The following is a 25,865-nucleotide window of genomic DNA, read 5'->3' as shown; positions in this document are numbered from 1 at the left end:
AAAGGCTTTCCAAATAATTGGTATTACCTAAAAACCCACAATGTCAAACACAAACCAAACTTCTAGGATACTTTTAAATCTAGTCTTGATTGGAATTATTTATTTAGGAACGAACAATCCACTTATGGCGCAGGGAGAATTTAACAAGATCAATGCTTATGCTAGTGTTGGTGCCGTCCCAGGATTAGAAGCTTTGATGAATATTGAAGTCCTAGTCAACGATGGAGGATACTTCACCTGGTACGGTAGAGGAGGTTTAGGGTATGGAGGTATACTATTGAACCAAGGAGGCCCAGGAGTATTGGCAGCCATGACCATGCTATCTGGAAGGAAAAATCACCATATTGAGGTCAATGGAGGTGCTTTTTTGGGTTATGATAATAATTATGGTAGGACCTTTATTCTGCCAAGTTTGGATTTTGGTTATCGCTTCCAAAAACCCAGCGGGGGCTTCTTATTCAAAATAAAAACTGGAATTCTTGGCTTTGGAATAGGATTGGGATACGCTTTTTAAAGTATCTGATATTTCGTTATTTTAAAATATTATAGAATTAATGCTCACCGTTAATTTTTTATTACGAGCTGTAGGTTAGATTTTGCCACAAAATGAGTGAAAATTCAACTGTACCCGAAAGAGCAAATTAGGTTAGGCAAAATTGTAATTTACTATTGAAGAATTCATATATTTCTCTCAACTTGTACTTTTAAATTAATCAAAAACCGACTACGTTTGTACGACAAACAATTCGGAGATTTTTTTTCTGTTGCCTTGTTGTTGAAAGAGGGAAAATTAACCATCTAGGCAGATGATTAACTCACTTATTTATCTTCTAAAAAGTATTTTTATGTCAAGATTGTTTTTTTCGTTTTTAATCTTTGGGACAATTATTTTTTCAAGTTGTACTTCCAAATATGCTATTTTGGACCGCAATTTCGAGACAGAAGAAATAGCTATTTCAAGTAAGTTAATGGATATAGAGATTTTAGACGAAAGGCCTAATGTCACAAGTGAAAAAATACGCTTGAACGTAATATCCTTTCCTGGTCAATCCGATAAAGTTTCACCCATTTTAAATAATGAGCAAGAGCAATTGATCATTGATCAGATTGAGTCCTATTTCTCTGATGGAGATACTGAAATAAGCGTTAAATGTACCATTTTGCGTGGATTTCAGGAGTTTTCGGCCCATACTTTTAACGAAAGGGAGTATGTTGAATTTGAAACCAAAATAGAATTGTTAAATGCCGCGGGAAAAATGATGAAATACTGTACCTCTACAGCTTTTTTTGAAGCGAAATCTATGGATGCAAACTATGATTTTATAGATAAGCTGTACCTAAAGGCAATCAAAACTTCCATTTATAGTTGCTTTCAAAAATTGGATGATTAAAGCTGAGACAGGTAATTGTCCAATTGAAATCGCTACAATATAGGCTCTACCAGCGGTTAGCTGAGCCTTACTTTTTCTTTAAAAACTAAAAATAGTAATGGAAAAATATTCTCTTTTAGCGAGGGATTTTTCATTTAAAGGAGTCTAAACCTTTATCCATTACTATTTATCATCAATTTTTAAAATTTAAGTAAAATGAAGCACTCGAAAACAATTCTCTCTGTGCTCTTTGGAGTGACAATATTGATTAGCTCTTGTGACAACGAAGAAGAGGTTTGTGTTGAAACCAAATGGTACCAAGACACTGACAGCGACGGTTTAGGAAATGCTGATGTGAGTCAAACCGCTTGCGTCCAACCTAGCGGATATGTAGCTGACAACAGCGATACAGATGACAGCAGCGCTGCTTCTACAGGAAGCACGCCCATAGCGGCATTTAATGAGTTCAATGAAAATGCTGTCACCATTTCTTTTGATGGGGAGGATATCACCATCGAATCCAATGGGCTTCCAAACCATACTTCTCCTTATTGGTCAACGAATAACAGCCTATACATTGAACCGTTTGTTGCCAGTACTAGTGAAATGTCTCCTGGAACCATTTCTAGTGGAAGTTACACAGTTACCGTACCTGCTGCACCCGAAAAATCTTCTTCAAGTTCAGCTACCGGTTTAGGTGCTATAGGTATTGCAGTTACAGGAGCTCCCATATTCAATGATGAAGAAGGTCCAAACATAGCTTTATCTGCCAATGTAGCATCAGGTTTTGATTATGCCGGAGCCCATATGGGACCAACAGGCTATCATTATCACCTTGAATCTACCGATGTAGAGGTAAACACCTCTTTGTCTCACGATGATGAAAAATTAATTGGCATATTACAAGATGGGTTTTTACTCTATGGAAGAAAATGTAATTCCACCGATGACCATCCCACTAATCTGGATGCATCTGGCGGACACATTTCCGCAACCCAGCACAGTGATGAAGAAGAATTTTATCACTACCACATTATCAATGAAACCTATATAGGTTCCTATATTCTATTGTTCGGTGTAGATCTACAAGGAACACCAAATTCAATAATGTAATCCGGCACCTCCTGTTTTTCCAGAATAAGAATTGTTCGAAATGTCAAACCTGAAACTAAGGACAATTCCTATTTTGTTAATTGTATACAATGATTAGAAATTTCATTTTTATACTGCTGTTGCTTTCCATTGCAAGTTGTAAGGAAGAATCAAAAACAGCAATCATTACCCAAGCAAAGGAAGCGATCCCTTTGTTCGAGGTACCCACGAATACTATAGACAAATCAAAACTTGTCTACAACAACAAGGTTTCACTTTGGACGCTAGATGGGGAGAAGTTTTCAGGTTATGCCATAAGCTATTACCCTGACAGTACCTTAAAGCAAAAGATTGGGATATTGGATGGTAAAAAGCAAAATGAAACCACCGACTGGTATCCTGATGGTAGAATAAAACATTTGGCCTATTACCATTTAGGGAGATTGCATGGAGAAAAGAAAACATGGACAACTGATGTCTCCCATCTATTAATTTCCCATCTTCAATATTATTCAGGGAAATTGCATGGGGTTCAAAAAAAATGGTACCCTACAGGTGAAATTTTCAAGGTCCTTACCCTAAACATGGGGAGAGAGGAAGGTCTCCAACAAGCCTTTAGGAAAAATGGGGATTTGTTTGCCAATTATGAAGCAAAAAACGGGAGAATTTTTGGTCTCAAAAGAGCCGTCCTCTGTGTAGGGCTGGAAGATGAAGTTGTCCAATATGAAGATTAAAAGATTTTTGATCTAATCCCTCTTTTACCCTAATTTTTGGCTAAAGCCATGATAAAATAATCACCTTTTTTAAATGGGCTAAAGCCCATTCCTATTGAATTAATTCATAGGAAATCCTGAAAATAATTCAATACCTACATTGATCAATAGCCCTAGAATGGAATGAATTTACACGATTATGGGATTGCTGATAATGGGTTTTTCAAATAGTAAATATTTTAGGATTGCTAAACCTTTTAATTATGATAAGCTTGCCATTCCCAAATGAAACGCAGAAGCCTGAAGGGCTGAAACTATAATAGCCACGGGTGAAGCCCGTGGTATAGGAAAGCTACACGACCTTGATTTTGGCGGTATTGTTGCCCCTTTTCTGCAACAATGCTGACAAAATCAAAGTGACGTAAACGCTTGAAAGGACTAAATGATGTATTTAAAATTTATACGATTTTCATAGGGTTTGCACCAATGGTCAGCTATCAATTACTCCTAGCTTTAGCTGGGGATGGAATGAATTTACACGACTATGGGCCTTTAGCCAAAACCTTAACGTTATTCCGGTACTTGAACCTGTCAAAGACATAGCTACAGATGCCTGACTGAGTAGGTATCCTTTTTAACAAAAGTTGAAAACTACCTATAGGATAGGCCCAAATTAGGTTGCGCTAAACTTTGACCATAAGGAAAGGATTGCTGATAATGGGTTTTTTCAAATAGTAAATATTTTAGGATTGCTAAACCTTTTAATTATGATAAGCTTGCCATTCCCAAATGAAACGCAGAAGCCTGAAGGGCTGAAACTATAATAGCCACGGGTGAAGCCCGTGGTATAGGAAAGCTACACGACCTTGATTTTGGCGGTATTGTTGCCCCTTTTCTGCAACAATGCTGACAAAATCAAAGTGACGTAAACGCTTTAAAGGACTAAATAATGAAATTACACAACTTTGTAGCTTTAGCTTAACAGGATCCAGTTCCTATGCCAACCCAAGCCATTGATTCCAATCCCTTACCGAAGAAGAGCCTTTTATCGAAAGTTGAAAACTTTCGTTATGGTAGGTATAAGTTACGCAACGATAAACTTTGACCAGGTCCAAACCAGATGTAGGTCAACACTAAACTTACAGGTCCCCTGTTGCGTCAGCGCTTTGGTTTTGATTTTCTAGAAACTGCAACACCTGCCGCTCCACAAAACTGTTTTCATTGGGTACCAGATGGCTCAGTTCCTGATTAAATCCGGCATTTTCAATGTTATGATGCGAATAAAGCTTTAGCAACTTCCCCAACTGTGCACCGCTCAATTCTTTTAGAATGGAAATCGAAGCATGCACAACAGAACCATGTAATAGAGACGCATCAACCAATTTATCAAAAATCATGTTTTCAATGCTAAAGTCGACCTTTCCAATAAGGTTGAAAAGATGAAGCTGCAAATGCTCAGATTCCAGTTGCCTTGAAGAAAGTGATTTCAAAAGAAGGTAGGATTGGAAATGCTCTCCCTCGATTAGGATCTGTACTATTGATTTGATAACAAAATCATCTAAATCCGGAAGCAACCCGATCCGCTCTATCGCCCAGGTCCAATCACTCTCATCGCTGCTTTCTAGAATTTTATTAAACAATAAGGCATCAAGTTGCTGCGCTGTCAGCTTACTAACTTGCTGCTGAATCGGTCCATGGATTACATTCCATAGTTTATGCGTGGTGTAAGCTGCTCCGGGTACTATATATTCCAGCACGTCTTTCATTGTTGCACCTGAAACACCGTCTAGAGAAGTGCTGTCTGTTTCTGGTCTTTTGACCAATTCTTCAAAAGTATAATTTCCCAATGGCAGGAATGGATCTGCCAACAACTGATGCAGTTGCTTGTATTCCATTTGAGAAAAAGGCTCGTGGTCATATTTACTTAGAAATTCCCCATCCACCAGTTCGAAACCCAGGTACCTACCGGTTATGTTCCAGTAGATCAGTATATTTAGCGGACGGCATTCATTTTCAAAACATACCCCTTCCTGAAGTTCAATATAATAATGTACGGGAGTACCAGTTGATGTTTTTACCTGGTAAATATCCCGATTGGCTAACGAATCATAAATAGAGGATACGATTACATCAGAGGAATCAGATAGCGGCATGGTCGATTGTTGAAAGTATCGGATGTCCGCTCCATTTTCAAAAGTAAAAGGGAGCAATAATGCCCCAACCAATAAGCCCTTGATCCAATTGATCATCTATTTATAATTTGAATGAACAACTTATGCATTGGGTACTATCCCTCCATGTTCTTTTAGCATACTTTTCAATTCTGCTAGAGGCACATCTGCTGGGGTAACCTTATGTTTAATGGCCAATACTGCTGCTGCTGCCGCCGCTTGCGCCATTCCCATACACGATGCCTGAACTCGAAGTGCAGAATTGGCAAGCCTGTCACTACTCAGGCAACGACCAGCAACTAAGAAGTTCTGGCTGTTTTTGGGTATCAATGCCCTGAGCGGTATGGTGGCAACGACGTCCTCTTTTAAAAATTCCTGATAAATGGATTTTCCGTCTCTGTGCAAATCAATAGGGTAAAATGAATAGGACAAGGAGTCTTCAAAGACTTTCCCTGTAACATAATCATTATGGGTGATTTTATAGAGCCCTTCAATTCGGTAGGTTTCCCGAATGGCCGTCTCGGGCCTGGCATCCAATAATTTTATCTTTTCACAACCTGGGAATGTTCTTAATTTTCTAATCAATTGCAATAGTGAAGCCCTACCCTCTAAGTTGGCCTTTGTATGTAGTTCCGACGTAGAGGAGTCAGCACCATGTACGTAGACATAATTATAGGGAGAAGTAGGAGGGAAATTATTAACGGATGATTCCACCTTCACATCACTATTGATAAGCATGTTTTGCTTAAGCCTGGAATGGTATTCCTTTGGAATCTTTGAAAGGTCTAGCGATTCCAAATCATAACCACCTATTCTGAAGACAAAGGATCCGGGCTGCGTGTCTTCTTCCCTCAATAACTTATATCCGGCTATCGATGCAGCGGTAGCATTACCGGTACAATCAATGATTTGGTCACATATAATTTCATTGCTGATCCCTTTACCCACCGTTTTTACAGACCATTTGCCTTTGTTAAATGTGATGGTTGTGGGCGTTTCGTAATATCGGATTTCCACTCCAGCTTCCACACATTTTTCCTCCGCAAGCATTGCATAGAGTGCTGGATTAACTGTTACCTGATGCCTCCAATGCCGAATGGTCGTATTATTGGGAACAATAGAGAAGTTGGGTAGAATGTCATCATTTAGGTTCACCGCATCCATCACCAGCTCCCATCCTATACCTCCGATGACTTGTTTTCCCCAGGCATGAAAGATTCCAGGAAATGAAACGCCTCCGGTAGTGGTGGTTCCTCCCAATTGACTACCACTTTCTACCAGGATTGTTTTAGCACCCGCTCTTCCTGCTTGAATGGCTGCCACTACCCCTGCAGTGCCACCACCAACAATTAAAATATCCGTTTCTATTGTTTTCTCCGTTACCTTATACGGCTTTTTTACCACTTCTGCTTTGGCAAGTGGCGAAGAGGCAATTCCAAGGGAAATGGCTCCCATAGTGGAAATCATCTTTCTACGCTTCATATTTTTATATTTTCAACCTTTACAGGCAAAATGACAATTGATTATATAAGTATTTTTCCACAACTTATTCTTGTTTTGGTACCACAAGAACTGAATCAAGGAAAATCCTGCAACTTTGGTTCAACCTAAATTGCAAGTTGGACTAAGGTAAGAATATCCTATGGAATTCTATAGTTCTGTACCCTTGTAAAAGGCATATTTAATAAATTCTGGACGTTGGGTAAAGCCAGAATATTGGGTGGTACCCTGTAAACCGGCTAACGATTTGAAATGTCAATAACGCACTCGGAAATTCAAAAAAACCGAAATCCTCCTTTAAAGGGAGCTCAGGGGGAATTATTACGTAATTATCAATTACTTCGATCAATTTTATATTGAAAATCCTCGAAAAAATCCCCCTGCCATAAGAGAAGGGGAATTTGCAACAAAGGGTCAGGTTATCAATAGCCCTCAGCTTTAGCTGGAGGGTTGTATGAAATTCACCTAGCTTACTGGCTTTAGCCAAATCCTTAACCTATGACCGGTGGCTGAGCCTGTCGAAGTCAACCCGTCGAAGCCAGACTTCCGAAGCCAAAGGATTTTGCTTATATTGATTCTTTTACAGCAGAATACCAAAATCAAAGACAAATAATTGATACAGTAGTGGCCTAAAAAATATTCCTATGCAACATCAATCCTTTTGATAAACAATAAACTTATCCATAATGAAAACAATGACCTGTAACCAACTTGGGGGTGCTTGTGACCTAACATTTCATGCCAATACCTTTGATGAAATGGCTGAACTCAGTAAAAACCATGGCAAGGAAATGTTCCAAAAAAAAGATCCTGCTCATATGCAAGCCATGAAAGAGATGCAGCAATTATTGCAATCCCCTGAGGCCATGAGAAAATGGTTCGATGACAAACGAAAACAATTTGATGCATTACCTGAGGATAAATAATAACGCATAATATAGCAACTATGTCCAAGCAAATGAAAACTCCAGGCGTCTACATCGTCGAAAAAGAAGCCTTTCCAAATTCAATTTTTCCTGTGCCAACCTCCATCCCGGCCTTTATTGGGTATACCCGAAACACCAGCTATGGCGATAAAATATTGCTTAACAAAGCCATTGAAATCAATTCATTTGCGGATTTCTTAGAGATATTTGGTAAAGAAGCTCCTTTAATAAAGTTTGACATTGACGATAGCCCAACAGACAACCATGATTTTACTCTTGGCGACAACAATGACACCTTTGCCTTCAAACCAACTGGCCCCACCTATCGCATGCACAGCGCCCTATGGTTTTTTTATCAAAATGGTGGTGGGAAATGCACCATTATTAGTGTGGGCGATTACGATAGTCCACTAAGCTTGAATGCGCTAAAGACAGGAATCAAAGCCCTGGAAAAAGAAAATGAACCTACCCTACTCCTCATTCCCGATGCCATTGATTTAATGGACCCTAAACATACGAAATTAAAAGACCGATATGCAGCAGCCTATGCACTACAAGCCGATATGATCAACCACTGTGGTGCCATGGGTAACCGAATGGCAATATTGGATATTCCGAGAGGCTATTGGGGACCAATTGCGAACCCACTAGAAAGCATTATTGCCTTTAGAGAAAACGTGAACCCAATCCAAGCCACTTACAATTCATATGCAGCGGCCTATTGTCCCTGGCTATATACCAACCTTTACCAAGAATCAGCACTTTCCGTAGCCAACTTATCGGACAATGCCCTGATAAAGGTGGACAGCTTACTCAAAATAGAAGCTGCCAAGTTGGAATATGAAGATGCAAAAGGGAGCTTTTTGCGCTTGACAGCAGACCTGACAAGCCAAGCCGCTGCTGAAGGAGCAGATGAACTTCCAAAAGAAAAATCAAACCTTAGCGAGGAAGAAAAGCTTCGAAACAAGAGAGAAAGGCAGAAAAATGCACATCAAAGCCTGCTCCAGATAAGTAATGATTATAAACTAATTATTAGTGCACTATTAAAAAAAATAAACCTAATGCCTCCTGCTGCTGCCATGGCCGGGATTTACACCTTGGGAGACAATAACCGAGGAGTATGGCAGGCACCAGCAAACGTCTCCATAAATGGTGTCATTGCTTCTGCGATCAATATTACCCCTGAAATGCAAGAAGACCTGAATGTACCCTTATCCGGCCAAGCTATTAATGCCATTCGTACATTTATAGGACAAGGAGTTTTGGTCTGGGGAGTCCGCACATTAGATGGCAACTCTCAAGACTGGAGGTATATCAGTGTACGGCGTACAGCCATCTATCTTGAACAATCCATTAAATTGGGCCTGCAAGCCTATATTTTTGCTCCCAATGATGCCAACACCTGGGTAACAATAAACAGCCTGGTATCCAACTTTTTAAATGAAATTTGGAAACGAGGAGGGCTTATGGGATCAACTCCGGCAAATGCTTATTCAGTAGCGGTAGGCTTGGGAAGCACCATGACGGCAGAAGATATTTTCAATGGCATCTTACGGGTTTCCGTAAAAGTAGCCATAAGCCACCCAGCAGAATTTATTGAACTTAGCTTTATGCAGGAGATGGAGAAGAGTTAAGGGTTTAGGTTTCAAAAAAAAACTAATTCGTAATCTGAGCCTGCCGAAGGCAACGGTATAGAAGAAAACAAATACAATAAACTATAACGTGGTTTCGACCGGCTCAACCACTGGAAACGTTAGACGAAAACATCGGAACCGCACCGTCGCCTGAGCTTGTCGAAGGAAAAATCGCAAATAAAACCTGGTTATTCACTAAAATTTATATTGTATAATCCAGTTAAAACAGTTAATTAGGGTTCCTTTAACCCCTTAAAATCAGGTAAAATTTGGAAGTGCATTTTAAACCAATATTAATCAGCATCACGTGAAGTTCCTACCATTTTATAAAAATCAATTCAGCATTCGAGGGGCATTGGCATTGATAACTGCATTGACCCTGTTTCCGGCATGTTCTGGCAATCAGGCAACGAATAAAAATGAACGTGTTCCTAATATCATTTTCATCCTAAGTGATGACCTTAGTTGGGGAGATATGGGGGCTTATGGTCAGGAGAAAATCAAAACCCCAAACATAGACAGGATTGCCTATGAGGGTATAAAATTCACGAATGCGTATGCAGGAAGTACAGTATGTGCTCCCTCCAGGTCCTCCCTGATGCAGGGATTGCATCAAGGCCATGCCAGGGTAAGGGGCAATTCCTATCAATCGTTTCGCGAATCGTTAAGAGAGGATGATTATACGGTGGCCATGCTTTTGCAAGAAGCGGGATACAAAACAGGTTTGTTTGGCAAGTGGGGATTGGCATTGGAAAATCAACCAGGGGTTCCAAACAATATGGGTTTCGGTGAATTCTACGGTTACCTCAACCAACGTCAAGCCCACACTTATTATCCTGAATTCCTGTATCACAATAAAGAGAAGGTATATTTCCCAAGGAATGAATCCCATTATGAATATGAAAACTATTCCAAGGCAAGTGCTTATGATGAAGATGGAAGAGTAATTCCCAACGGCATAGAAGACCCGAAAGCGGCTGTTTATTCTTTTGATATCATCAATGAAAAGGCACTTGACTTTGTTAGGCAAAACAAAGAGCAGCCTTTCTTCCTGTACCTGGCGAACACTACTCCTCATGGTCCGCTTATTGTCCCAGAACTTGGCGAATACAAAGACCAGGACTGGCCTATCCAACACAAAGAGTGGGCTGCCATGATTTCTCGAATGGACGGAGATGTAGGAAGATTGATGGCCTTATTGGAAGAATTAAATTTGGATGATGACACCATCATCTTCTTTGCCTCCGACAATGGCAATTCAAGTCAGGGATATGAAAAAAGGTACCTCGATCTCGAAGAAGGCCCTACTTTAAGTGAATTTTTCAAGCATTTGTCCCCTACCAGAGGGCAAAAAAGCAAGGAATATAACGGTGGTTTTCATGTGCCAGCCATGGCGCGTTGGCCAGGCCATATTCCAGCAGGTTCCGAAAGCGATCTTATATGGGCTTTCTGGGATTTTCTCCCTACCCAGCTGATTTAGCCCAGGTTAGTACCCCTTCAGATATAGATGGTCTCTCTATCTTACCAACACTTACGGGAAATGGTAAGCAAAAACAACATGAATACCTGTACTGGGAACACCATCAAAATCAAGCCGTAAGATGGGGTGACTATTATGGCCATAAAGCAAGTGGGGCTGAATTGGAATTGTACAATTTAATAGCTGACCCCCAACAGGAAAATGATATCAGTGCTGACAATTTAGACAAAGTGGAAGCGATAAATAAAATGATGTCGGATTCCCATCGCCCCAGTGATGTTTGGCCAAGTCCAGGCGAAAGCAAAGATGCTTTCCTGCAAAGGATGAAGGCTGCAAACATTCCTGCACGACCCAATAATGTTGGTCATTATTAATTCTTAGGTGGAGATGTTCCAACTACTTTGAGATTCCCAATGCTTTGCCCAGCAGGCCCATTGCTAAGCCTAAGAATGACGACTTAAAAACGCTTGGAAAACGGCCAATGGCATTAGCGGAAAGCCCTTTTCACGGTTGAGCTTACTGATGGCTAATGCCTTACAAATAACATCCATTCACACCCCGGGTAGCACCTCCTTCGTCGGTTTACCTAGGGCTACCAAGATTGCACCCGGCTAGCGTGCTGCATTGGATAACATCTGAATTTCTCGTTCTAAATTGTTTATTCTCGGATTGACGATTGTGTTTTGAAATTTTTGAACTCAGGTGAGTAGGCAATATCCCTTAATTTTAGACGAAAACAGAAGAAGCCTACAGGGCTTCAACAACAATAACCACGGGTAAAACCCGTGGATCGATAACACAAATGCTACCGGATTTTGGCGGTATTGTTGCCTGTTTTTAGCAACAATGCTGACAAAATCCAGACGCAAAAGCTAAATGCTGAACATTAATTGAATTATTATCGAATCCGAATTTCATTCATAACAGTAAACCCTATCGGACACTTGCCGTGGCATGTATATTACCACAATCCCTATTATTTTAGGGTTCCCACTGATTTGCCACACAGGGCCATCGCTAAGCCTCACCTTGGCGATTGTGTTTTGAAATTTTTGACCTCAGGTGAATAGGCAATATCCCTTCATTTTAGACGAAAACAAAAGAAGCCTAAAGGGCTTCAACAACAATAACCACGGGTAAAACCCGTGGATCGATAACACAAACGCTACCGGATTTTGGCGGTATTGTTGCCTGTTTTTAGCAACAATGCTGACAAAATCCAGACGCCAAGTAGTTACAGATCCTTAATTATATAGCTTTCGAATCCGAGATGGAATTCAAAATTTAAATAAAATACCATTACATTTAATCTGAGGATGCGAGCGTTTCAGGGTTTGCCCCCATCCCTAGGTTTTGACCCTTCCAATTCAACACGTACTGATGAAAAATTTGCTCAATTATATTAATACCCGCTTTTTTGTAAGCAAGGAGGTCCTTGCTTTACTTGAGAAATACTTGACCACAGTAAACGTGCCTGCACAAACCAAACTTTTGGAGCCAGGTAAAATAGAACGCTATGTGTATTTTTTGAGTAAGGGAATCGTCAAAGGCTATCAGAATATTGATGGAAAGTTAGTAGTCCAACATTTGGTACCTGAACATGATTTCTTTACATCTTTGGATAGTTTTATGAGCGAAACACCCTCCTCGGATTATTATGAAACGATAACCGACTGTACCCTGGTAAAAATCTCAAAACCCGACTTTATATTGTTGCAAGAATCGACTCCGATTTGGGCTGAGCTTGTGAAAACTGTCACCAATGAGCATTTGAGCTGTAAGTTAGAGCGGGTAAAAGATTTTCAAATTTTAACCGCCAAGGAGCGCTACCTAAAGTTCCAAAATCAATATCCAAAACTGGCTTTAAATGTATCAGTAGACAATATTGCCTCCTTCTTAGGCATAGCACCTCAATCACTGAGCCGTATACGAAAGCAAATCGCTTTCTAACAATTGTTATTTTAGAATTCTTAATTGTTGCTGAAGTTTGCTCATACAAAATTCAACACCATGAGCAAGGAAATTTCACTAGTAACAGGTGCCAATGGACATTTAGGCAATAATTTGGTCAGGTTATTACTTTCTAAAAACCATAAAGTAAGGGCAACAGTACGAAACATAAACAACCTAGAACCTTTTGAGGGCTTGGATTGCGAAGTAGTACCCGCTGACATTACAGATAGTGCTTCACTTAGAAAGGCCTTCAAAGGAATCACCAACCTCTATGCAGTGGGAGCCAATTTCAGCATGTGGGCCAAAAACCCTAAGGTCGAAATCTATGACAACAATGTAAAAGGTACGCAGAATGTTTTTGACCTGGCCAAGGAAAGCGGCATACAGAACATTGTCTATGTAAGCTCAGTAGCCGCTTTGGACTTCACTAAATTTCCAGCCAACGTTAACAATGGCTACAATCAGGACCGCAGAAACTGGTATTACAATTCCAAAAATGATTCTGACAAACTGGCCATAGAATTAGGTGAAAAATATGGGATTAGAACCGTATTAATTTTACCCTCTGCCATGATTGGCAGTGAAGCCTTCAAACTGAGCTATACGAACAAACTAGTACATCAAATTTTGAATGGGCAAATCCCAGTAGACACCAATGTCACCTTAAATTGGATTGACGTAAAGGATGTGGCTCTAGGCGCTTACAGGGCTATGTTGAAGGGCAGAAATGGAGAACGTTACATATTATCGAACGAAAAACACACTTCTTTACAAGAAAGCGTCAAAATAGCGGCTGAGTTGTACCCAGAATTAAAATTAAAAACACCCAAAAAAGTACCCAAATCCCTTTTGTATGCAGTAGCAGGACTTATGGAGTTTATCAGTAAAATCACTGGCAAAGAACCCTTGTTGCAACGGCATTATCTGGACATGTTTTATGGGTTGAAACAAGATTATGATATCCAGAAATCCAGACAGGAATTGGATTTCAACCCCAAGCCCTCCAAAGTAGCCCTTATAGATTCTTTGAAGTATTTAAAAAATGATTGGGTAAAGAAAAGCACCAATTAGGTCTTTTTTGATAGCTTCCAAGGCGACTTTCAGTTTGGGCTCCTCCACTAAAAGTAATGCCTGTAACTATCTGGGCCATAATCCTACCTGGATCTCCACCCGCAACGCTATACCTAGCTATAGAGAATAGTGTATATGATCCCGCACCAATTACAACCAGGGAATTGGTGCATAGCCCCGCTTTCTTTTTGACTGTTTCAATACCGCAAATACCACCTAATAAAATGCAGCAACAAAGAAATGACTACACCTTGAGCTGTAAAAGCAATGGCAGCCCCCCTATTATCAATCATCAATATTTTGTAATTTTGGTAGTTGCGTAAATTTTAATACTGTTTTAAATGCGAACTGGCATCAGTCCAGCTTCACAGATGCGACCAGCTTATGCATTTTTCGACTCATGGATAGCAGCCATTTTAGTTGTTCCCAAACCAATTGGGCTTCCTGAAGATAACGAACAGATTCTTTTTCATTTGACGCTAAATTTCTAATTTCTGCAGGATCAAAGGCAGGGATTTCTTCCTCGTCAATAAGATCGTTTGATGATGTTCTTTTCTCATGGTAACAATCTTTATCTTTTAGGCACTCGAGCACTTTTTCCAGGTTTGCTTCTATTTTCTCTATTACCGTCTTGAACCGTTCAGATGCTTCTGAAGTTTTATAGTTCTGAACGTAGGAGCTTAAAGAAGCCAATGAAACTAAAAAAGTGTGGTTTAAAACAACCAGCTCGTAAATTTTATCAGTTTCCCTTTGCTTTGATTTGGGCTCCTGTGCCATGCGTTGAAAGGCCGAGCTCAAATTGGAGGTTTCCAAAAACGCTTGGTTTCGCGCTATTTTGAAACTGGTCGGTATGTTTCCCTTTAGTTGATAATAATCGGCAATTTTATGGAGAAAATTCGTGTTTGCCTTCACGCTATGTTCTAAGTTCTCTTTGATTTCGACATATTCCCAAGAAGGCCAAAGCCAAAGCATGGCTACATAGGATAGTCCAGCACCAACAAAAGTATCCAATATGCGGAATTTAATTAGGCTCAAAACATCAGGACTTAGAATAGCATAAATAAAGACCACACTTAGCGTAATGAAAGTGGATGAAGCCCTATAATTTTTTTGAACCAATGAAAGAGCAATTACCAGTGAGATAATTCCCAGGACTGCATTCACATAATAATCTTGAATCAAAAAAACCACCGCAAATGCAACGGAGCCTCCGATGAGTGTACCAATGATACGGTCCTTTGCTCTGCTCTTAGTAAGTCCGTAACTGGGCCGCATGATTACAATTATAATCAATAAAATAGAGTAAGGATTCTGAAAAGAAAAAATCGACCCCAGTGCAAAGCCGATCATCACTGTAACTGCTAATCGAATGGAATGTCTGAAAATGGGAGACTTAAAACTTAAATTTCTTACCAATAACTTTGGATTATAATCTTGAAGTTCAATAAACCTCTTGGCAGATTTTCTATCAATAAATTCAATCTCAGAAGCCTCCGGATCACCTAGCAACCATTTTATTCTTTTGAGTTTCTCGAATTGTTTTTCCTGATATTCGAGCAAATTTTGAAGCATAAGAAATTCATTGTAATCCAAACTATCACGTAGCAAGTCTACTTCAATCCTTATATCTTCTAAACTTTTTCTGATAGTATGGTTTTTGGGAAGGTTTTTTTTATTACTACCCGCTATGGAGATCATTCGCAACTGATAAGACATTTCAAAAATTAAATCTTGAAATAACTTAATGTATTTAGGGTGGCGATTAAAAAGCGCATCCATATGATCGTAATTCCCAGGATTTGCAACGGCTGTTTCCAACATTTCCACCAATTGTACAAATATCAACAAGCGTTTATTCTGGTAATTCGACAATCCTGAAGTTTTCCTTGAGAACACTAAAATTTCCCTCAAAGTCCCATGATTCTTGGTAAGCTTGCTTTGCAGTTTGATTAGCTTTGATTGAATTTTATGGTGGTCTTCTTGTGGATCGACTAATTTTCCCCGTAGACCTATGAATTTTGAGGTAAGGGTATAGGTTTCAATTAAAAATTCCTCGGTTTCAACTTTTGGATTTAATCGATACCAAATGATGGACAAGAGCAAATACCAAAGCCCGCCTATGCCTAGCCACATGGCATATTGATAGATTTCCAAATTCTCAGAATCACGCGCAAAGCTCAATGCCAAAGTCAAAAGTCCTGAAAAACTAACTAGCGAAGCGCGAAAACCAAAAACCGAAATATAGGCGATAATAAAGGTAATTGATCCTAAAATGGGAAGCAGCAACCAAAGTTCAAATTGTAGATAGCCCTTAATAAAACTAACAATCATCACCAATATCGCAGACACAAGAATCCCTAGCTTTTTGTGCCTAAAACTCCCAACAACATCACTAGGCGAACTCCAAAAAGCACCTAAGGCAAGCAAAAGCCCTATTTCAATATATCCCAGTTGTAAGCCAATTATTACTGGTAAGGTCACTGCAATGCCTATCAGAATGGCCCTCAAAAAACTGATGCTTTTCAAAAACTCTTTTAATTCCTCGAGATTTCCGGAAATGAAAAGACCAAGGGTACTCAAAAAGGAAAGCTTCATATAAAAGGAAGGATTATTGCTAAAGCAAATTTATTTATTCACTGCCAATAAGTATTATTGTGTATTGGCTTACATTAAATCAATGAATTATTGGTGTTTCGAAGGTATGGACTAAAATACTTATCAAGAATTTTCAATAGCATTGCTTCATTAGCACCACCACATAGTATATTTTGTGTCTTAATAAACTGATTTTAAACACTATTACCGAATGGCTTAGGCAATTGAACGAAAGACCAATTTTAGCAATCAGGAACTATTCTGGATTTAAACCATAAATTGATTGCCTGTATGCTATACCCCATTTAGCCACTTCGTCGATAAGGGGTGAAAGGGTTTCACCATATTCAGTAATAGAATATTGAACAGTTATCGGCTTTGTATTCATTACCTTTCGTCTCACCAAGTGGTTCGTTTCCAAATCCTGAAGTTCTTTTGATAACATTTTATTGCCTATTCCATCCACTTCTCTCAACAAATCCATAAACCCTAATTCACTTCCTTCTATGAGGGTCCCCAAAATATGGAACTTCCATTTCCCAGACAAAATGCTCATCGTATCGCTAATGGCTTGCATTTTAGCTTGACAAACCGCGGTATTATTTACAACTGCTTTCTTTTTCATAGAATGTAATCCCCATAATGACAAGATAATGTAACAACTATCTCATGGCAGTTAGTTCCCTATAGGAAACCACTTTCCAAAAGGAAATCCATGCCAGTTATATTATTGTTCTCCGGTATATTTATAGCATTCAAATCATATAAAAATAAGGTGGGAGAAACAGGTTATATCGACTCAAATATATCCCATCGAAAACAACTTATTATGAATAAAGTAACGTCAAATAATAACCCGCTTATATGCGACATTCAATCCGGATGGTGCGAAACCTCAGAAGAAACCTCGGATAAGACTTCTCACAAGCAAATTCAATCAACAGAGAAAGTCATTAAGATAATTTATTTCACCGATCCTATTTGCTCTTCCTGTTGGGGCATAGAACCCCAATTGAGAAAACTAAAATTGGAATATGGAAAGGACATTTTAATTGACTATAGAATGGGAGGCTTATTGCCTAATTGGAGTTACAACAGTGGTGGAATTGGTAAACCTTCCGACGTAGCCCATCACTGGGACGAAGTGAGTCTCCACTACGACATGCCTATTGATGGAGATGTATGGTTACAAGACCCATTAGCCTCCTCTTTTCCGCCCTCTATTGCTTTCAAAGCAGCACAAATGCAAGACAATGAAAAAGCCCTTTTGTTTCTTCGAGAAATCAGGGAGATGGTTTTTCTTCAGAAGAAAAACATTGCAAAATGGGAACACATTACCATTGCAGCTAAAAAAGTGGGGTTAAACATTGAGCAGTTTGAAAGTGACATAGAATACAGGGCTAAAAAGCTGTTTGAAGAAGACTTGAAGTTGGGTAAAGAACTGGGCGTGCGAGGATTTCCTACCCTCTTCTTTTTGGACGATTCGGGCAATAAAGAAATCGTTTATAGCACAAAACCTTATGCGCTATTAGAGGCCGCTATTCTAAAACTTAATCCTACCATTACGAAAAGTGAATACCGTAAAAACTGGGAAACACTTTTCTCAGCATACCATTCGCTCACCGCAAAGGAGTTTACTGAACTTTCTGGAACTCCAAGAGCCGAAAGTGAAAACTTTTTGAATGAACTTTCCGATATTGGAACATTGGATAAATTAACCACGAAAAACGGGGCCCTTTGGAAATTAAATGATAAATAAGTCAAAAATCTTAAAAACATTAAACCCAATTAATAAATGGAACTTCTAAAAGTAATTGACATTATAGGCATTGCTGCATTTAGTATAGCAGGAGCATTTGCCGCTATGGAAAAAAAATTGGACATTTTTGGAATTTTCATTATCGCTTTTGTAACTGCATTAGGGGGTGGCACTTTACGCGATGTATTGATCGGAGTTGGGCCCGTAAATTGGTTGCTTGACATCAGCTCAGGACTGATTGTGTTATTCGGGACTATTGCAGCAATGCTTTTTACAACAGTAATTAAAAATTACCATAAAATTCTCTTACTTTTTGATTCCATCGGGTTGGGCTTTTTCACAATTTTAGGTATTCAAGCAGGCATTTCCCTGGAGTTGCATCCTGTAATGAGTATTACCCTTGGAACCATTACAGCTTGTTTCGGTGGAGTTATTAGAGACATTGCTTTAAATAATATTCCCCTTATTTTTCAGAAAGAAATATATGCAACTACATGTATTTTTGGCGGAATTATATTTTTCCTTCTGCAAAAGGTTGCAATACCCGGAATGCCAGTGGACATTATTTGTCTACTTACTGTTGTTTTATTTCAATTATTAGCGGTAAGATACGACTGGAGATTACCAGTAATATATAGACCTGAGTAATCAAAAATCCAAACAATTTTTCTGATAAGCCAATTCAAGAAATACCGTGGCGTATTGAATTCCCCATTCCCACATCAAACTTCCTCAAAGCCCTATCAGCTTTTCTCAGCCCTTTTTAATTATTTAATTAATTATTAATAATTTACCATTAATAATTAGGCAATACCAACTTATATTTAGGATTAATGGACTGCATTCTTAACAATTTGGAGAATGCTTCGTTAGGTATATTAAACAAGATTAGCAAATGATTAAGTCAAGTCCGAACCTGTCGAAAAAGGACTATAAAAAGAAGTAGACACTACCAATAAAATTTTTACATTATGAAAGTTAGAAACCTATTATTAATGCTAAGTTTTATTGCACTGATCACATTCAGTTGCAAAGACGATGACGACGATATCCCTGCAAAAGTAAGTGTACAGACCTTCGATGTAGAATTGGACAATGCTTATGAAATCCCAATGGTTATGGGAAGAAACGAAACTGGTGACATTCAAATGAATTTGTTTGACGACAATTCACTGGAATTTACAATTACGGTAAACAATCTTATGTCTACAGATGCGCTGACCAAAGCCCATGTCCATACAGGTGATGTGGTTACAGCGGGAAGTGTAGCCATAACCCTGGTAGATGGGACCGATATCGCATTTTCCGGCAATATGGCCACAGGGACGATTACACTCACTGATGGTGAAGTAGCTACTTTGAAAGGCAGTGATGTATATGTCAATGTGCATTCAACAGAAGAAACAGCAGGTTTGGTAAGAGGACAGATAGACCAAACCATTGACAATGCCTATAATGTAGCTTTATCACCTGCCAATGAAATCCCTGCGATTACAGGAAGAAATGAAACAGGCGTTGCTTATTTAAGAATAATAGGCAATACTATGATCTATAAAGCCATGGTGAATGACCTGGATGCTACTGATGCGATCACGGCAGGTCATATACATGAAGGTGCCGAGGATGTTAATGGAGGAGTACTTGTGAACCTAGGGTTTACGGACGATGCGCAACTTGACATCACAAAAAGTCTTACTTTAAGTGACGATGAACTTACCAAGATAAACAATGATGCCTTGTACGTAAACATCCACTCCACCCAACATGGTGGTGGTTTGCTACGTGGTCAGATCAGATAAGGTATAATTTTTGGAGAATCAAGCCGTGGGCAAATGTGCTCACGGCATCCTCCCCTCCTGCTCAACTGGCTGAATTTATCCGCCGCGGAGACACAGCAATAAATTGTTTGGCTATTGCATCATTCGGGATTTACCGCCCAAAACTTCTCTTTTTCGATTAGTCTACTATTTGAATTACCCTCCCCTCCTGATATGTGCATAAAATGTGATATTGTCAGAAAAGCCGACCTCTTATTACTTACTCGTTTTAATTTGTTTATGTTTACCCCCTTCAACATAGATACATTTTTTATCAACTAATCAGCATTCTCTAAACACCTGAAAAATGAAAATCCAAGATAAAACCATTACAAGAGGCTTTATGCTGTCAGGCTTAATGAATTTAACGGTCTTGATTTTTTCAAGGTTTTTTACCAATTCCACCATTCCTGAATTTGATCCAGTGGTCATGTCAAATTTTGGTTTGCTGATGATTGTAATTTGGGGATTGGCGTATATGGCTATTGCTTACAATTATGATAAAGTGCCATGGCTCATAGGCATTTTTGCGATTGAAAAATCCATTTATGGCTATATTTGGATCAACTGGATGCTCAATAATAATGTTTCAGAAGTGTATGAAAAAGATACCATGGCTGGTATATTTTACTCAATATATGGGATTAATGACCTTTTATTTTGCCTGTTCTTCCTGCTTATTTTCCTAAAGACGATAAACAGTACAAGCCAGAAATAAATCAATTAATTTTAGCGCCTTACAGCCGCTACAATCTGATCTTAGCATCAGTTCAATACCAATAGACAAAAACCAACAGCAACCTGATACAGCTTTAATCGTTAATCATTTATTACTTTTACGCCGCTCAAACTATACCATCTCGTATGACCTTTCTATATGTTTTATTCTTTTTAATTGTATTGGGTTTTATTGGTTTCTATTTCAAAAGAAAAAAACAATCAAAATGGATTTTGCCTACTGAGCCTTTCCCCGAAGACTGGAAAAATGTGCTGAACAATACGGTCTCCTATTACAGGTCATTGTCTTCTGAGGAACAAAAAAGATTTGAATACAAAATCCAAGAGTTTTTATTGAATTGTAAAATAACGGGCATAAAAACAGCTATAGACCTTACCGATAAAATACTTGTTGCGGCCAGTGCCATCATTCCAATATTTGGGTTTGAAGATTGGAAATACATCAACCTATATGAGGTATTGATCTATCCAACCTTGTTTAATGAGGGCTTTGCAACTGAAGGCGAGAACAGAAGCGTTGCAGGAATGGTTGGAAATGGCCCTATGGAGGGCGTAATGATTTTATCTCAAAAAGCTTTGAAATTAGGTTTTCAAAACGAGACGGACAAGAAAAACACAGCTATTCACGAGTTTGTGCATTTAATCGACAAAATAGATGGAACTGTCGATGGTGTTCCCGCTTCGCTTATGGAAAGGCAATATACCATACCCTGGCTGGATTTCATCAATAAAAAGCTACTGGAAATTCAAGAGGGTAAATCAGATATGAACCCTTATGGAGGTACCAACCAAGCAGAATTTTTCTCTGTAGCTAGCGAGTATTTTTTTGAACGACCTAAATTACTAAAACGAAAACACCCAGAACTTTACAAGCTTTTAGAAGGTGTATTCAAACAAGATATGGCATCTAGAAAATTAGGTAAATGACAATGGGTTTCTTCCTTTCCAATGCTTGCTACTAGCGAAGATTGTAAAAATTGTATGGAGAAGATGCGTTTTTGACAACTTTTAAAAAGTATTTTTATTTTATTAAAACGCAAATTTTTAAAAATAATTATTAAATCTATATATTTGATAATTGAAACAAAACAGCAATATTTAATTTTGTTCAACCCTTAAAAAGGAAAGAATAATTTATTAAATAATTTTTTTAAGTATGACATACTCATAAAACCAAACATGTTTTATGTATGTGTAGTAAACAAAAGATATAATTTTTAATTTTTGATAGCATGAGATTTCAATTCATAGCCGTTTGCTTGTTTTTTATTATGGCCATTTCAAGTGGTCATGCGGCCAACTACTATGTATCTGATAAAACAGGAAGTGACACCCGAACATTGGAAGAAGCACAGCATCCTGACAGCCCGTGGAAATCGATTGAAAAAGTGAACTCCCTATTCAACAAACTAAAACCTGGAGATGCCATTCTATTTAAAAGAGGGGAAACCTTTTATGGCACCTTACATATTAAAGCCTCAGGTTCTGCTCCTTCGCCAATAAAAATTGGAGCCTACGGTTCAGGATCGAAACCTATTATCACCTCTTTCAAAACCATCAAAGGCTGGAAAGCCAAAGGTAATGGCATTTATGAAAGCATTGACCCTGTCAATTCAAATACTGTCCAAGTGCTTTTAATCGATGGGAAGATCAATGAAATGGGAAGGTATCCAAATGTTGGCATCGAAAATGATGGCTATTTGACCATCAATAAGACTGGAGCCAATGAGATATACAGTGAGCAATTGCAAAGTTACCACGACTGGAAAGGTGCAGACATAGTCATTAGAGCAAAGGACTGGATTATAAACAGGTACAAAATCGAATCACAAACAGGCCAAAAAATTCATTACAATGCAAATATCAGTCCCTACAAAGCACAAGTAGGCTATGGCTTTTTTATCTCCAATCACCCGAGTACCCTTGATTCTTTTGGCGAGTGGTTTTTTAACCCAACTAATAAAAAAATCAGTATTTATTTAGGGAATGAGAACCCTTCTACCATGTCAATAGAAGTAAGTACACTGGACAACTTACTCACCAAGGATTATCTTGAAAGTAATATCAGCATTCAAAATATACAGTTTAAAGGTGCCAACGAAAATATTCTTCAATTGGAAGGAGGCGTTAACATAAAAGTAAGTGATTCTGAAATCTCTTTTTCTGGTGAAGACGGTATCCATGCCCTGGGGGTGGTAGACTTAATAATCGAGCGGAATATTGTCCGGGAAAATTACAATAACAGCTTGTTCTTAAAATATGGCAATGATGCAGCGATAGTCCGAGACAATGAGATCAGCAACACCGGACTGGTCTCCGGTAGAACCAGAAATGATGACGCCGCTGGAATAGGAATTTTCGCAAGTGGTGAAAACATATTGGTCCAAAACAATTCGATAATTAACACAGGATTTAATGGCATTCAATTTAACGGCAACTATACTGTCGTCAAGAATAATTATGTAGATACCTTTTGTCTTATAAAAAGTGACGGAGGAGGAATTTACACTTTTGGAAAGGCGGAATACCAAAGCTATAGAGGTAGAAAAATTGAAGGCAACATTATAATAAATGGGATTGGAAGTATTTACGGAGCGCCTAAAAGAGGAGTCGAATTCAAGTTGTTGGCAGAAGGAATTTTCTTGGATGACAACTCAAATAACATCACTATCTCCGGCAATACCATCGCTAATATCACCAACAGTGGACTAAAAATTGCCAATGGTAACACCATATCAGTATCTGACAATTTGTTTTTCAACACGCATGCTGCTATTACCTTAGGAAATAGTTTAATAGGCAATGACACTCGGAAAATAAATATCGAAAACAATCAATTTTTCGCAAAGCGCTCTGACCAATACTCATATGCTATCAAAACCTATAAAGATGACCTCTCCTTGATGGCTAATTTTGATAAAAACTACTTTTTCAGGCCTTTAGGAGATGAATTTAGCATCATCAGCGAACGCCTAGAAAATGGTGAAGTAAAAATTACAATAGATGACCTGGCCCATTGGAGTGCGAAATACAATAAAGATAAAAATTCGACAAGCAATACCATGGCTATTTCAACTTACACTATAGGTAGGAAAATTGGGAACAGTCTTTTCGAAAACTCTTTTTTCGATAAAAGTATTGCTGGCATATCTTGTAACGATTGCCAACCAACCTGGGATAATAAAAATAAATTAACAGGAGGAGCACTTAAAGTCAATAGTTCTGGTACCAGTTCAGTTAAATTAAATTTAGGGGCATTGAAAAAGGACAAAACTTACGTATTGTCGCTAAAGGGTTATGCTTCAAAAGTCGGAAATCTAGCTTTTAATTTAAGGTTAACCGATAGCCCTTGGGAGCGATTGTCCCCTATCAGTACTGTCAAAATCAATAAAGAAATCAATGACATTGAGGTGGTAGTTTCACCCTATCAGGATGCAACAGAAGTATCCCTAATGATCCACTCTAATGAAGACAATATAACTTATTGGCTGGATGAAATGGAATTTGTAGAAGCCGAAGCCAAATTGATAAATCCGGAGGAGGTAATGGTATTTGAGACAAATCCCACTAAAAGCATTAAAACCATAAATTTGACGGGCACTTATGTGAATGCTAAGTTAGAACAGTTTTCTGGCGAGGTAACCCTACCTCCCTATGGTTCCATGGCACTTATCCGCTTGATGGATAATACTATCCCCAAAGAAGAATCAAAGGATTTACATTTTCATACAGGCAGCCAAGAGACTATAAAATTCAAAGACACTATTTTCAAAAAAATCAATAGTGAATACATCACCACATCAGGTTCCAATACTTATACCAATGCTGAGGCAAGCAATGAGACAATTTTCCAATCTGAAAGATTCGCTACCCAATTGACTTTCCAGATACCTATTGAAAATGGAAACTACACTGTAAAAACATATCATAACGAGTTGTATTTTGGAAAAGGTGGGGCTACAGCAAAAGCTGGAAACCGCGTGTTCGACATCTTAGTGGAAGATGAGTTGGTACAAGATGATTTTGATATTTATACACAGGGTAAAAATGAACCTACAACACTCACTTTCGATTCGATACAAGTAATCGATGGAGTCTTAAATCTTCAGCTAATTGCTAGTGTTAACAATGCTACAATTTCTGGTATTTCCATCATTCGGGAAATCATTGAAGAAAAACCTAAATTAGGTTTAAGTTATTTTTTAAATGCAGGGGGAACCACAGACGAGACATTAGCTGGGGTGACTTACCTTGCTGAAAGCAACACCCCAAATTATTTCAATCCTGGTTCAGGCCGTTACGAAAATGTAGAAATTGAGGAAGAGGCTCTATTTCAGACAGAAAGAAATGGGAAAAACCTGGTTTACACCTTCCCTGTTTCAAATGGAACTTATACCGTCTTTACTTTGCACAATGAACTCTGGTTTGGACAGGCTGGAGGCGAAGCTGAAGCAGGTAAAAGGGTTTATGACATTGCTCTTCAAGGAGAAGTTTTAAAGAATGATTTTGACATTTTTGTAGAAAACCATAATTTACCTATGTTGTTATCCTTTGAAAATATAATTGTATTTGATGGTAAATTGACCTTAGAATTGTCTGCCTCTGTCAACAATGCAAGTCTTTCAGGAATTGCAATCATAGGGACCGAGGCGCATAATCAAAATTTAGTGACTAGCTTGAAAAGTCTCCAAGAATATTATAACAATAGGCAAAAGGAAATACCACCCATTATCGATGTTAGTGTACATATTTTTCCAAACCCCTCCAAGGGAGCTGTCACTTTGGATATTAAGGCTGAATTTGAAAAAGGCAGCGTTTTCATACACAATACTAATGGTCTAATGGTCAGCCAATTCGATTGGATAAAAACAAATGGAAATATGCTCGACATTCCATTGGTAGGGCTAACAAAAGGCATCTATATGATAAGTGTTAGCAATTCGAAAACGATCGTTTACAAACAAAAACTGATTATCAATCCATAAAAAATTTCTAGCTTTCAAAATCAAACCAATGCCAAGCTTAAACCTTAATAAGCAAGGCCCT

20 protein-coding genes are annotated in these 25,865 nt (G+C 38.6%); 16 read left to right on the top strand and 4 right to left on the bottom strand.

What is annotated here, in order from left to right:
- The first annotated feature begins 40 nt into the window (after nucleotides 1-40).
- The 4 genes from AAC073_RS14780 to AAC073_RS14765 all read left to right on the top strand — a co-directional run bounded on the left by AAC073_RS14780 (nucleotide 41) and on the right by AAC073_RS14765 (nucleotide 3,196).
- Nucleotides 41-514, top strand: coding sequence for a hypothetical protein (locus AAC073_RS14780; RefSeq protein ID WP_339924557.1), 474 nt, complete (start codon nucleotides 41-43; stop codon nucleotides 512-514).
- Nucleotides 515-845: 331 nt separating this feature from the next.
- A complete protein-coding gene (locus tag AAC073_RS14775; protein WP_339924556.1) occupies nucleotides 846-1,391 on the top strand; it encodes a hypothetical protein in 546 nt (181 codons plus the stop codon).
- Between the two features lie 195 nt (nucleotides 1,392-1,586).
- A complete protein-coding gene (locus AAC073_RS14770; protein WP_339924555.1) occupies nucleotides 1,587-2,483 on the top strand; it encodes a YHYH protein in 897 nt (298 codons plus the stop codon).
- An 89-nt stretch (nucleotides 2,484-2,572) separates the two neighbouring features.
- The gene (locus AAC073_RS14765) at nucleotides 2,573-3,196 is read left to right on the top strand and encodes a membrane-binding protein (RefSeq protein WP_339924554.1); all 624 of its coding nucleotides are present in this window, start codon (nucleotides 2,573-2,575) and stop codon (nucleotides 3,194-3,196) included.
- A 1,118-nt stretch (nucleotides 3,197-4,314) separates the two neighbouring features.
- Here AAC073_RS14765 and AAC073_RS14760 read toward each other — a convergent pair.
- Together AAC073_RS14760 and AAC073_RS14755 are read right to left on the bottom strand one after the other, a co-directional pair.
- Nucleotides 4,315-5,424, bottom strand: a complete 1,110-nt coding sequence (locus AAC073_RS14760; protein ID WP_339924553.1) for a hypothetical protein — start codon at nucleotides 5,422-5,424, stop codon at nucleotides 4,315-4,317.
- 24 nt (nucleotides 5,425-5,448) lie between these two features.
- The gene (locus AAC073_RS14755) at nucleotides 5,449-6,828 is read right to left on the bottom strand and encodes an FAD-dependent oxidoreductase (protein ID WP_339924552.1); all 1,380 of its coding nucleotides are present in this window, start codon (nucleotides 6,826-6,828) and stop codon (nucleotides 5,449-5,451) included.
- A gap of 704 nt (nucleotides 6,829-7,532) precedes the next feature.
- On the opposite strand from AAC073_RS14755, the gene AAC073_RS14750 reads away from it, so the two are divergent.
- The 6 genes from AAC073_RS14750 to AAC073_RS14725 all read left to right on the top strand — a co-directional run bounded on the left by AAC073_RS14750 (nucleotide 7,533) and on the right by AAC073_RS14725 (nucleotide 13,910).
- A complete protein-coding gene (locus AAC073_RS14750; protein ID WP_339924551.1) occupies nucleotides 7,533-7,772 on the top strand; it encodes a DUF1059 domain-containing protein in 240 nt (79 codons plus the stop codon).
- 20 nt (nucleotides 7,773-7,792) lie between these two features.
- Nucleotides 7,793-9,406 carry a phage tail sheath C-terminal domain-containing protein gene (locus AAC073_RS14745; protein WP_339924550.1) on the top strand — a complete coding sequence of 538 codons (1,614 nt, stop codon included), beginning with the start codon at nucleotides 7,793-7,795 and terminating at the stop codon, nucleotides 9,404-9,406.
- A gap of 307 nt (nucleotides 9,407-9,713) precedes the next feature.
- Complete coding sequence (locus AAC073_RS14740; protein ID WP_339924549.1) at nucleotides 9,714-10,886, top strand: sulfatase-like hydrolase/transferase; 1,173 nt, start codon at nucleotides 9,714-9,716, stop codon at nucleotides 10,884-10,886.
- On the top strand, nucleotides 10,847-11,260 hold the full coding sequence (locus AAC073_RS14735) for a hypothetical protein (RefSeq protein WP_339924548.1): 414 nt from the start codon (nucleotides 10,847-10,849) through the stop codon (nucleotides 11,258-11,260). The genes AAC073_RS14740 and AAC073_RS14735 overlap by 40 nt, the downstream gene beginning before the upstream one ends.
- Before the next feature lie 1,006 nt (nucleotides 11,261-12,266).
- On the top strand, nucleotides 12,267-12,836 hold the full coding sequence (locus AAC073_RS14730; protein WP_339924547.1) for a Crp/Fnr family transcriptional regulator: 570 nt from the start codon (nucleotides 12,267-12,269) through the stop codon (nucleotides 12,834-12,836).
- A gap of 60 nt (nucleotides 12,837-12,896) precedes the next feature.
- Nucleotides 12,897-13,910: an NAD-dependent epimerase/dehydratase family protein gene (locus AAC073_RS14725; RefSeq protein ID WP_339924546.1), complete on the top strand. Its 1,014-nt coding sequence runs from the start codon at nucleotides 12,897-12,899 to the stop codon at nucleotides 13,908-13,910.
- A gap of 354 nt (nucleotides 13,911-14,264) precedes the next feature.
- On the opposite strand, the gene AAC073_RS14720 is transcribed toward AAC073_RS14725, so the two are convergent.
- Nucleotides 14,265-16,505 carry an FUSC family membrane protein gene (locus AAC073_RS14720; protein ID WP_339924545.1) on the bottom strand — a complete coding sequence of 747 codons (2,241 nt, stop codon included), beginning with the start codon at nucleotides 16,503-16,505 and terminating at the stop codon, nucleotides 14,265-14,267.
- 256 nt (nucleotides 16,506-16,761) lie between these two features.
- Nucleotides 16,762-17,130, bottom strand: a complete 369-nt coding sequence (locus AAC073_RS14715) for a helix-turn-helix domain-containing protein (RefSeq protein WP_339924544.1) — start codon at nucleotides 17,128-17,130, stop codon at nucleotides 16,762-16,764.
- A gap of 204 nt (nucleotides 17,131-17,334) precedes the next feature.
- Here AAC073_RS14715 and AAC073_RS14710 point away from each other — a divergent pair, with 204 nt between their 5' ends.
- The 6 genes from AAC073_RS14710 to AAC073_RS14685 all read left to right on the top strand — a co-directional run bounded on the left by AAC073_RS14710 (nucleotide 17,335) and on the right by AAC073_RS14685 (nucleotide 25,804).
- Nucleotides 17,335-18,264, top strand: a complete 930-nt coding sequence (locus AAC073_RS14710; protein ID WP_339924543.1) for a ClpXP adapter SpxH family protein — start codon at nucleotides 17,335-17,337, stop codon at nucleotides 18,262-18,264.
- A 36-nt stretch (nucleotides 18,265-18,300) separates the two neighbouring features.
- Nucleotides 18,301-18,912, top strand: a complete 612-nt coding sequence (locus tag AAC073_RS14705; protein WP_339924542.1) for a trimeric intracellular cation channel family protein — start codon at nucleotides 18,301-18,303, stop codon at nucleotides 18,910-18,912.
- Nucleotides 18,913-19,235: 323 nt separating this feature from the next.
- A complete protein-coding gene (locus tag AAC073_RS14700) occupies nucleotides 19,236-20,063 on the top strand; it encodes a CHRD domain-containing protein (protein ID WP_339924541.1) in 828 nt (275 codons plus the stop codon).
- A gap of 325 nt (nucleotides 20,064-20,388) precedes the next feature.
- Nucleotides 20,389-20,799 (top strand): hypothetical protein, encoded by a 411-nt coding sequence (locus AAC073_RS14695; RefSeq protein ID WP_339924540.1) that lies wholly within the window; start codon nucleotides 20,389-20,391, stop codon nucleotides 20,797-20,799.
- Between the two features lie 146 nt (nucleotides 20,800-20,945).
- Nucleotides 20,946-21,746 carry a M90 family metallopeptidase gene (locus AAC073_RS14690; RefSeq protein ID WP_339924539.1) on the top strand — a complete coding sequence of 267 codons (801 nt, stop codon included), beginning with the start codon at nucleotides 20,946-20,948 and terminating at the stop codon, nucleotides 21,744-21,746.
- Nucleotides 21,747-22,051: 305 nt separating this feature from the next.
- A complete protein-coding gene (locus tag AAC073_RS14685) occupies nucleotides 22,052-25,804 on the top strand; it encodes a malectin domain-containing carbohydrate-binding protein (protein ID WP_339924538.1) in 3,753 nt (1,250 codons plus the stop codon).
- Nucleotides 25,805-25,865 lie beyond the last annotated feature (61 nt).

The sequence above is a fragment of the uncultured Cyclobacterium sp. genome, assembly GCF_963977555.1.
Lineage (GTDB): Bacteria > Bacteroidota > Bacteroidia > Cytophagales > Cyclobacteriaceae > Cyclobacterium.
This window is presented reverse-complemented; position numbering and strand designations above follow the sequence as displayed.